The sequence below is a fragment of the Desulfuribacillus stibiiarsenatis genome (genome assembly GCF_001742305.1).
GTDB lineage: Bacteria > Bacillota > Bacilli > Desulfuribacillales > Desulfuribacillaceae > Desulfuribacillus_A > Desulfuribacillus_A stibiiarsenatis.
On record NZ_MJAT01000013.1, the window covers coordinates 1 to 9,982 of the forward strand.

The 9,982-nt window shown below is 38.7% G+C and carries 9 protein-coding genes; 4 read left to right on the forward strand and 5 right to left on the reverse strand.

Going from position 1 to position 9,982, the window contains the following annotated elements:
- Positions 1 to 320: 320 nt before the first annotated feature.
- Both BHU72_RS07685 and BHU72_RS07690 read right to left on the reverse strand, forming a co-directional pair.
- Positions 321 to 2,591, reverse strand: coding sequence for an S-layer homology domain-containing protein (locus BHU72_RS07685; RefSeq protein ID WP_069702061.1), 2,271 nt, complete (start codon positions 2,589 to 2,591; stop codon positions 321 to 323).
- A 444-nt stretch (positions 2,592 to 3,035) separates the two neighbouring features.
- Entirely contained in the window at positions 3,036 to 5,474 is a 2,439-nt protein-coding gene (locus BHU72_RS07690) for an S-layer homology domain-containing protein (RefSeq protein ID WP_069702062.1), read from the reverse strand.
- Positions 5,475 to 5,961: 487 nt separating this feature from the next.
- Between BHU72_RS07690 and BHU72_RS07695 the strand changes: the two genes are divergently transcribed.
- The 3 genes from BHU72_RS07695 to galU all read left to right on the forward strand — a co-directional run bounded on the left by BHU72_RS07695 (position 5,962) and on the right by galU (position 7,516).
- Positions 5,962 to 6,186: a DUF1659 domain-containing protein gene (locus BHU72_RS07695; protein ID WP_069702063.1), complete on the forward strand. Its 225-nt coding sequence runs from the start codon at positions 5,962 to 5,964 to the stop codon at positions 6,184 to 6,186.
- Positions 6,187 to 6,253: 67 nt separating this feature from the next.
- On the forward strand, positions 6,254 to 6,469 hold the full coding sequence (locus BHU72_RS07700) for a DUF2922 domain-containing protein (RefSeq protein ID WP_069702064.1): 216 nt from the start codon (positions 6,254 to 6,256) through the stop codon (positions 6,467 to 6,469).
- A gap of 171 nt (positions 6,470 to 6,640) precedes the next feature.
- Positions 6,641 to 7,516 (forward strand): UTP--glucose-1-phosphate uridylyltransferase GalU, encoded by an 876-nt coding sequence (gene galU, locus BHU72_RS07705; RefSeq protein WP_069702065.1) that lies wholly within the window; start codon positions 6,641 to 6,643, stop codon positions 7,514 to 7,516.
- A 128-nt stretch (positions 7,517 to 7,644) separates the two neighbouring features.
- On the opposite strand, the gene BHU72_RS07710 is transcribed toward galU, so the two are convergent.
- Entirely contained in the window at positions 7,645 to 9,087 is a 1,443-nt protein-coding gene (locus BHU72_RS07710) for a UDP-glucose dehydrogenase family protein (RefSeq protein ID WP_245671877.1), read from the reverse strand.
- Between the two features lie 195 nt (positions 9,088 to 9,282).
- Between BHU72_RS07710 and BHU72_RS07715 the strand changes: the two genes are divergently transcribed.
- The gene (locus BHU72_RS07715; protein WP_069702066.1) at positions 9,283 to 9,501 is read left to right on the forward strand and encodes a hypothetical protein; all 219 of its coding nucleotides are present in this window, start codon (positions 9,283 to 9,285) and stop codon (positions 9,499 to 9,501) included.
- A gap of 58 nt (positions 9,502 to 9,559) precedes the next feature.
- Here BHU72_RS07715 and BHU72_RS16525 read toward each other — a convergent pair whose 3' ends face one another.
- Positions 9,560 to 9,730 carry a sigma factor-like helix-turn-helix DNA-binding protein gene (locus tag BHU72_RS16525; protein WP_083248331.1) on the reverse strand — a complete coding sequence of 57 codons (171 nt, stop codon included), beginning with the start codon at positions 9,728 to 9,730 and terminating at the stop codon, positions 9,560 to 9,562.
- Between the two features lie 60 nt (positions 9,731 to 9,790).
- Positions 9,791 to 9,982, reverse strand: a 192-nt coding sequence (locus tag BHU72_RS07720) for an ATP-binding protein (RefSeq protein WP_176720392.1), incomplete at its 5' end; no start/stop codon positions are given.

The window sequence follows — 9,982 nt, forward strand, 5'->3', positions numbered from 1 at the left end:
ATAATTTATGCCGCGAAAGCCTGTTTATATGGGATAGTACCCTCTGGTAAAATACTGACGGCGGAAGCCAATAATGATCTAGTATCACTTCCGCCCAAGAAACGGGAGTCCAGAGGGTACAAGGGCCCCATGTCAACAGGACCGTGGAATAAATGGATTGAAGAGCATGAAAAAACGTCAACCATAACTAATGATTGACGCCATAATACTTTTGTTTTTTCTACTGTCTACTTGACAGGGGCATGTTCAGAGAGTTAGCCTCTATCATTCGTTATATTACCATCTATTTGGAGGGGGAACTTTAAAATCAATACTTGCTATTAAACAACGATACCAGCTTCGAAAGTTACTACTGCTGCAAGTAAGTTAACTACTGCTAAATCTGCTTCTTCTTGTGTTGCTTCTTCGTTGTTAAGAACTGCTTGTGCTGCGTCAATAGCTGCTTGTAATGTTGCAATAGATCCTACTTCGTACTGACCTACTTCTGTTCCTTCTATTGCATCTACTAATACTAACTCAGCTGCTGCGATTTCTGTAGCAAGTACTGTTGTATCAACTTCTACTGGAGTTTCTTCTTCAACCACGATTCCAGCTTCAAAAGCTTCTACTGCTGTTAATAATGCTTCAAGCTCATCTGTTAATTCTTCTTCCGTTGCTTCTTCGTCTTCAAACACTAATTGTGCTGCTTCGATTGCTGCTAATAAATCAGCTTTAGAACCTTCAGCATACTGTCCAACTTCTTCACCCTCAACTGCTTCATCATGAAGTAATTGAGCTAACAATATTGCTGCTTCTAATAATTCAAGTGTCGTAGGCTCAGGAACTACTTTTCCAGCCTCGAACACGATTACTGCTGCAAGTAATGCTTCAAGAGCTTCTACTACCTCTTCTTCTGTTGCTTCTTCGTTATCTACTACTGCTTGTGCTGCTTCGATAACTGTTAATAACTCCGTCATTGAACCTACAGCGTATTGTCCGTCTTCTTCACCTTCTACTGCCCCATCATATATCTCTTGAGCTACAGCGATAGCTGCTACTAATAATTCAAGTGCCGTTGGTTCAGGAAGAACTTTTCCTGCTTCGAAAGTTTCAACCGCTGCAGTCAATGCTACTAATGCACTGTCTAACTCTTCTTGCGCAACTGTTGCTTTGTTCACTACTAATAATGCGATATCAATTGCAGTTTTGAATGTTTCCTTCGAACCTTCTGCGTATTGACCTTCTTCTTCACCTTCTACAGCATCCATATGAGCTTTAAGAGCTTCAAGCACTGCTGCAAGTAATGCTGTTTTATCTGCGTCTGTTCCAGGTGCTGTAATTACAGTCTGTCCACCAGTAACTACTGCAGAAGAGCCTGTCACTACTGCTTTACCGTTAATTACTACGTTTGCGTTTGCAACAAATGTCATCTCAGCTAAAATATTTAATACTGCTCCTGCAGCCTTTTCAGTTACTACAAAGCCAGTAATTTGAGCATCTTCAGATACATTTACAGTTGCTGCTGATTTTACAAAAAAGTTGTTAATTACAACGTTAGCAACTTCTACATTTCCCTTACCTTTTACAGTTAAATCTGCAAACTGTCCATCAAGAACTGCACCAGCGTTAACAAATGTCTTACCTTCAACCGTTACACCTTCAAGAATTGTTTGTCCTTCACCAATTCCTTGTGCAATATAAAGGTCGCCTTTAATTGTGATATCCTTTAATACAACATCCGCAGACTTTACAACTACGTTTGTTGTAACATCTTCTGTATAAGTTCCTGCTTCGTTAACAATCTCACCTGATGAGTTCACTACTAATTGAGCAGTCTCACCACGACGAATGTTATCTAGCGGGTTAAAGTTCCCATCAGTAAATCCAGTAATATATCCTTTATCTTTAGCGATTGCTACATACTTCTTCGCCCATTCGCTAGTCTTAGCTGCATCGTTAAATGTTGCTGTTGATTGCTTCTCTTCAAATCCAAATGCTTCAACGATAACCTTTGCTGCTTCTTCTCTTGTAATCTTTTGGTTAGGTTTCATTGTACCGTCAGGGTAACCAGCGATATATCCAGCTGCTACTGCCTTCGCGATTTCATCTGCAAACCATTGTCCATTTACGTCAGAGAAGTTAATTGTAGCTTTCTCCGTGAAACCAAATACTTTGTTTACAAGTGTAATAAATTCAGCACGAGTAATGTCATTCTGTGGCTTAAATGAACCATCAGGATATCCAGTTACAACGTCCTTAGAGAATAATTTCTCTACAACTGATTTTGCCCAGTGGTCAAGATCAGTAAACGTAGCTGTTTCTTCTGTGTTTTCTACTTCTGTTTCTTGCGTTACTTCTTCTTCAGTACCTTCTTCTCCAGTACCTTCTTCTTCAGTACCTTCTTCTTCAGTTCCTTCTTCTTCAGTTCCTTCTTCTTCAGTACCTTCTTCTTCAGTACCTTCTTCTTCAGTACCTTCAGTCTCAGTACCCTCTGTTCCTTCTGTCACTTCTGGTGCTTGTTGCTCAGTTGCTAATGTCTGAATAGGCACTAACGTGACCACCATTACGAATACTACCAAAATAGCAGTAAGTTTTGTAGCGAACTTAGTCATGTTGCTCCTCCTGTTGTTGTTTTATTTTGCATACACATCTTATTGCAATTTGTATATACAATTCGTATTGCTTACAAGTTATATTAAACCACATATCTAACGCATCCATCTAGTAAAGGTTTTTTCCATTTCTGGATAAAGGTCATGAATTTTTCCAAATGCGAATGTTCTTCGCTAAAGAAAAAAGCAGTAAAGATCGTATTGCTACGGCCTTCACTGCATAGATTTCTGAAGTTAAATTCTAAAATCGATTGAAAAAACTTATGGAGTAATACCCATTCTTTCTTATGATGATTACCTCAGCTTCCACATTCATACAATCATTTCTTTCATGCGATTTAATTGTTCTTGCAAGGATATCCCTCCCATTGGTTTCTGTTACGTAAATTATAGCATAATACACAAACGCTTGTTCTGTTTTTCGAATTATATATTTAGAAATCTCTATATTAGTTTCAGTAATTTCAGTGTTCGATAGATGATGACTGCCGCTTCTGCACGAGTCAGATTTTTGTTCGAGTCGACCCGGTTGTCATAACCTGATAAAAGTTCTAACGAGATTCCCAACGTTACGGAATCATACGCCCATGAGCTAATGGAGTCTACATCCGAATAATGTGCTATAGTATCTCTGTCTGCAATAATCGGTTGCTGATCAATGAAATCCCTATTAGTTGCATTGATAGTATTACATAAGATGACAATAGCCTGCTCCCTAGTGATATTTTGAAGAGGTTGAAATGTATTATCTCCAAGACCTTTGATAATACCTTCTTGATGAGCAATAACTACATCATTATAATACCAGCTTGTTTCTTTTATATCAGTAAATTTGCTTATGTTCTGCCACCTATTTTGCGGATTAACACCTACCGCTAATGCAAAAGCGCGGTTGATTAATGATATGAATTCAGCCCTGGTTACATCTTGATTCGGTTTAAATCTTACTGCCCCTTCTTCATCATATCCAAAAATAATTTTTCGGTCAGATAGCTCCCGGATAATATCTCTTCCCCAATGATTTTCTAAGTCTATAAAACCTAGGCTTTGTTTCGTCAAAATCCCATACACGCTGTTTGACATGCTATGCAATTGAGCATAATACACACCATCGTTTTCTATAATAGCAGTTGGAATATGCAGAACTTGATGATTTTCCGTATATACGACACCTGTTGCAACTTCATCCACTGAAATATCTTCAGGGATTACAAGCTCGCGCGTAATATATGTGGAGAAGTTATTGATTTCAACTTCTTGATTCGTGGTTGGATCTAGGACAGTTAATTGAAACTCTATAGGATTTATTAAGCCTTCAACACTAACTGGGCTCATTTTGAATTGAAATATTAGAGCATTTAAACCTGTTTCGCTGCTATGAAGTATAAGCTCTAAATCATCTTCAGGAATTTCTCTTATAGGCAATTTATATCCACTATAGCTCGTGCGTATATATAGTGTCGCGTCTGTTTTTAATAATTCTCTATAGATTTTATTGTTAAAAGTAACGCTTGTGTTTGTAGTGGTATGATTTGAAGCTTTATCCACTTGATTGATATTTACTTCAATCGTAGGCTTTTCTAAAGGTAATAAAGCAAAACCTTCCATAATATTTAGTTGTTCTAAGTTGACAACAATACTTTCTTCATCAAGATGTTCCATTTGATTCTGCGAAACCTGAATTCGTACCGTGTTCGTAGCTTCATCGATATAGAAGTTTGTTGGTTCTATGCTAGAATTGTCTGATACATATGTAGAGTCTGCTGTAGTTGAGGATGTTGTGGTTGTAGTATCATCAGAATTGTTCGAATTGCCCACATTTGTTGAATCGCTGGCGTCGTGATAATCATTGTTTGAGGGTAGTTCCGGGACAACTGGCTCTTGTGGCACTTCTGGCACTTCTGGCACTTCTGGCACTTCTGGTGTTTTCACAAACACCCGCAAAAAAGGATACCCCGTATTAGTCGTTCCATCAATATCCCAAATCGTATCAAAATCCCATTCTGTATATGTTTCTTCGAGTTTCATATGTGCTGTAATTTTACCAGTACCCAATCCACCTATACCAGAAATCTCTGCATTGTAGAAACTGTTATATATTTTACTTGAAGGGCCGCTTCCAACTAAAGCACCAATATTCGTTGCTGATATTGGGGTCTGCACATTTCCAGTAGTATAGCTATTCCGTAGTCTCGCCGCTAGTCCAACATTGACCCCAATCAGTCCACCTATATGATTGCTCCCTCCACTAACATTTACATGACTGAAACAATCGATTACCCGACCATTGCTATCACCTATTATTCCACCAACTCGATAACCTTTTCCTTGCAATGTTCCCGATACATACGATTGATGTATCTCAGCATAAGCGATCTTTCCCGCAATGGCACCAACATAATTTTTCCCAATAATTGAGGCATTCTCCAGAGCAAGATTCTCTATTTTAATTGTTTGACTAGGCAAAGAGGTTGCCCCTACATTTCCGAATAGTCCGACATATTCTTCGTCTGGTCTGTTAATTGTTAGATTGAGAATTTTATACCCTTGTCCGGTGTATGTTCCTGTGAATCGTTGGGTAGTACTCTCTGTTGAGCCAATGGGTAACCAACCTTTACCACCATTGTATCCTACTCCATCTTCGCTAAGGTAAGTTGACATATCAATATCTGCCACTTGAACAAAATGTGCCGCTAAATGATTCCTCACTGCATCTAATTGTGCTGGTGTAGCTATTTGGTAAGGATCTGATTCTGTGCCATTGCCACCGTGGAAACTTGAAGCATAGACATAGGCTGAATTCCATTGATTGAGTGGACTGTTGCCAAGAATGTTCCCAATTAACATCAAGACAACCAGCGCTTTAATGTAGAACTTCTTCAAGACATGTCCTCCTATCGTTATTTAGATGTACAAGATTCCATGTAGCCCGAGTTGTTTTGACATATATTTCGACATTATTTTACATATTCCTTCTTATTTTACTTTTTTTGTATGTTTTTCAGAATAATAAAACCACCCAGAATCATTTAGGTGGCGGTAAATTGTAACGACTATTAACTTGCATTGCTCGAATATATTTCTTTTGCATACGTATCAATCTGGTTCTTCAAGTCTTTATGGTCAATACTTTCATAATGCAAATATCATCCATTACTTTGTGGTACGTCAACAAATTCGCCCTGCTGTTGTGAGAATTTTAGAAAATTCGAAACATGTTGCTGAAGGAAGAGAACCTCACCACACAAATGAGGAAGTATTCGAAAATAAGGATTTTTTACCCGAGATGGTCTTTTTTATTTCATATCACTGCATTATATCCAGTATCAAAGCTTTGATAAAAAATTAAAAAAGAAAGGATGAATGCATTATGGCAGTAATTAGTGATCGTATTGACACACGCGTAGCACTTGTTCTGAATGTTGGTTTGGATGAGAAGGGGAACATGAAGTTGTCTAAGAAAACCTACTCCCGCATTAAGCCAGCAGTAACAGACGAAGCCATCTTCAATGTAGCGAATGCAATCGCATCTCTACAAGACTTCGAGCTGCATGGTGTAGAAAGACTTGACACCAATGCCTTAGATTTAGAGTAATAGCCACGCAAGGAATCTAACTAAATCCTTATGACAAGGATACTATCAAGATAAAGGAGGAAACAAAATGTCTAAGAAACTTGAATTAGTTTTCCGTAACCGCGAAGGGAAGATGACACGCATTGCAGTCGATAACCCGAAAGAGCCAGTGGACACAGTTGCCGTGCAAGCAGCAATGGATACGATCATCGCAGCGGATGCATTCAATCATGGCGCTGGGCTAGTTGAGAAGGTTAGCGCTCGCTTAATTGACCGCACAGTAGAAGATATTATCTTCGAGTAACAGCATAGGTTTTGCTTAGTTGGAGGACATCACATAGTGTCCTCCTTCCCTATTTGGCATAAACTTCAATACCAGTAATCTATCAAATACAGCAAACTTGTGATAACATAAAATTGATATCTTTATATGATAAAGCACTATTGTATACATTGAACCACGGAGGTTTTGCTAGTGCAGATACGAAAAGCAGTGATTCCAGCAGCTGGTTTAGGGACAAGATTTCTTCCCGCGACAAAGGCACTTCCCAAAGAAATGTTACCAATTGTAGACAAGCCAACGATTCAATACGTTGTGGAAGAAGCCGTTGAATCTGGCATCACAGATATTTTAATCATAACAGGACGTAATAAACGCGCCATCGAAGATCACTTTGACCACTCGATGGAACTAGAATACGAATTAGAGCGACAAGGAAAACAAGATATATTAGACACCGTTCGTAGTATTTCAACTATGGTTGATATCCATTATGTCAGACAAAAGCAACCCCTCGGCCTTGGACATGCCGTATATTGCGCACGCAAGTTTGTCGGAAATGAACCTTTTGTCGTTATGCTTGGTGACGATATTATCCGCTCAGATAAACCCGTTGTGAAGCAGATGATCGAAGCCTACGAAGAAACTAAAGCTTCCATCGTAGGCGTTCAAGAAGTCGCCCTTGAAGATACCAAGAAATACGGTATCGTTTCTGGCAAGTGGCAAACGGACACATTATACAAAGTCCACTCGTTAGTGGAAAAGCCAAAGAACAACCCGCCATCTCAGCTAGCAGTTATGGGAAGATATATTATTAAACCTGAAATCTTTGATATATTATCCCATATAGAACCCGGTGCAGGTGGAGAAATCCAATTAACTGATGCCCTCAACATATTAGCCCAAACCCAAGAAAATGGATGCTACGCATATAAGTTCCAGGGCAAGCGCTACGATGTAGGGGATAAGTTTGGATTCTTACAGGCAAATATTGAGTTTGCACTAGAACATTGTGATATTCGGAGTAAACTTCGCGAATACCTTGATCAGCTATCTTTAGCGAAATGTTAGGAAAGTTTAGCTGAACTGACATTTAAAAAGACCTTCCATAGAATTGTGAGTTGTACTTTCAATTCCCAATAGAAGGTCTTTATATCTTTAGCTTATCTTTATCTCACATTCCTACTTACACATTGATTTTAATACCCTAACCCCTGATAGAAGAACCCTAATTCCACTAACTTCTGCTTATCTAAGAAATTCCTAGTATCTAGAATATATGCCCCATCATGTACAGCGTTGCTAGCTGATCCCATCCGAACCATTTGACTCATCTTTTGCCAATCGATTTGGAGATATTCCTGCCAATGGGTAAGTAACAGAATTGCATCGGCACGTTCCGCAACATCTTCTGCTTGTTCACAATAAACGATTGCATTGCTTGAACCTTCAACCAGTTTTGGATTATATTTTTGAAACATAGGCACACCCTGTGGATCATGAACCCGAACATTGACGCCTAAATCAATAAGATTTCTAATAATCACTTCCGCTTGCGTCTTGCGAGCATCATCAGTGTTTGGCTTAAAGGTTAACCCCAATATCCCAACTGTTTTGCCATTTAACGATTTTAAAACTGTCTTTATTTTTTCAATTACATAATTGTGCATTGCGTCATTAGCTTCCATAGCAGCATTTACTAATTTTATTTCTCGATTATATTTTTGAGAAGTAGCTAATAATTCTGCCGTATCCTTTGGAAAACAGCTTCCACTCCAACCACTAGAAATCTCTAAAAACTTATTGCCAATCCGGGAATCTAATCCCATTCCTTTTGCAACCTCTAACGCGTTAGCACCTAAGCGTTCTGACAACATGGCAATCTCGTTAATATAGCTAATCTTCACGGCCAAGAATGCGTTCGATGCATACTTAAGCATCTCAGAACTTTTCGTGTCTGTTGTGAAATATACAGGCTTTTCTTTTTCCATATAAGGACGTAGCTCTGGTAAAACTCGCAGCAATCCTTCTTCATATCGTTCTCTCGATAACATCCTAGCGTAAAGTTGTTGCATAATTTCATTTGCCTTATCACTATTGAAGCCTACAACAATGCGATCTGGAAAGAATACATCTTCCACGGCATATCCTTCGCGTAAAAACTCTGGATTACTAACCACTGCAAAATCTTTGGCAGCCTGCAAACCTGATGCTTCCTCTATAATCGTCGCTACCACTTCTGCCGTACCAATCGATACCGTAGACTTATTAATAATCACTGGGAACCCCTTATGATTCCTTAACGCAGTCCCAATATCCCTTGCTGCGGCCTTTACATATTGCAAATCAGCAGTCCCATCTTCCTTAGAGGGTGTGCCTACCCCAATAAAAATCACGTCAGCATCCTCGACACTCTTATAGCTTGTCTCTGCTTTTAAGACCTTTTGTTCAACTGCATATTGTATTAACGCCTCTAATCCTGGCTCATAAATTGGACTTTTTCCGCTATTAATCATTTCCACTTTACTTGTATCAATATCAATAATAGTTGTATTTTGTCCCAAGAGAGCAAAGGCCGTACCCGTTACACTTCCAACATATCCCGACCCTATACAAACTACATTCATAGTCTCTAATGCCATATCCAAGCTCCTCAATTCCAAATCTAATAGTCTAATCACGTGATTACACTTACGTTATCAATCATTATAATCATTTATTTCTTAAATGTCACCCATCCCGATAAAGCCCTAAAATTGCATTGTATCTATTATCAATACTTTTCTAGCCATGTTTATAACCTTTATGCCATTTTCACACAAAGGAGGGGCACCATCATGGAAGAAATCTTGTTTAAATTAGCATCAGAATTCGTCTTTGGAGCAGTAGCTGTATATTTAATTATTACGAACAGAATCGATTCCAAGGATCGCGAGAGTAAGTTAATGGATTATCAGCAGGATTTACAGAGCAAATTAGCAAAGAGTGTTACTATTCAGCGAGAAATTCTAACAATGCTCAAGAACATCAAGCACCCAGGTCAAGGGGAAGAGTAATCTCAATCGGTTACTCTTCCCCTTTGTTATTCTTTAATATTTAGTTTTAATTTCCGATTTAACTAGTTAAAGTATCCTTTACCATTTGATCCCTAAGTTTTTTCAGCGCCCTGTTATGCGCTTTCCGCACAGTGCTCGGATCTACATCCCACAGACGGGCAACCTCGACATAACGATATTGAAGTCGATATACATAATCCAACAAGCTTCTTTCTCGTTCTGTGAGAATCCCATATAAATGTCAACATAAACATGTACACTTTTGACTGTTTAAGAATGTACAGTTTTACTAATTATCTCGTTCCAGATGGTCCTTAATTCGGTAAGAATCACCAATAATATTAACTACCGTTGCATGGTGGAGGACACGATCCAAAATTGCATTTGCTATCTTAGGATCTTGGAATACCTCGTCCCAGGATTTAAAACCAACATTAGTTGTTAAAATCGTACTTTTCTTTTCATATCTCATATCAATGAG

Bases quoted from the DNA above. Each gene is read 5' to 3' on its own strand.
- BHU72_RS07685 (WP_069702061.1), bottom strand. From the start codon at position 2,591: ATGACTAAGTTCGCTACAAAACTTACTGCTATTTTGGTAGTATTCGTA.
- BHU72_RS07695 (WP_069702063.1), top strand. From the start codon at position 5,962: ATGGCAGTAATTAGTGATCGTATTGACACACGCGTAGCACTTGTTCTG.
- BHU72_RS07700 (WP_069702064.1), top strand. From the start codon at position 6,254: ATGTCTAAGAAACTTGAATTAGTTTTCCGTAACCGCGAAGGGAAGATG.
- BHU72_RS07710 (WP_245671877.1), bottom strand. From the start codon at position 9,087: ATGGCATTAGAGACTATGAATGTAGTTTGTATAGGGTCGGGATATGTT.
- BHU72_RS07715 (WP_069702066.1), top strand. From the start codon at position 9,283: ATGGAAGAAATCTTGTTTAAATTAGCATCAGAATTCGTCTTTGGAGCA.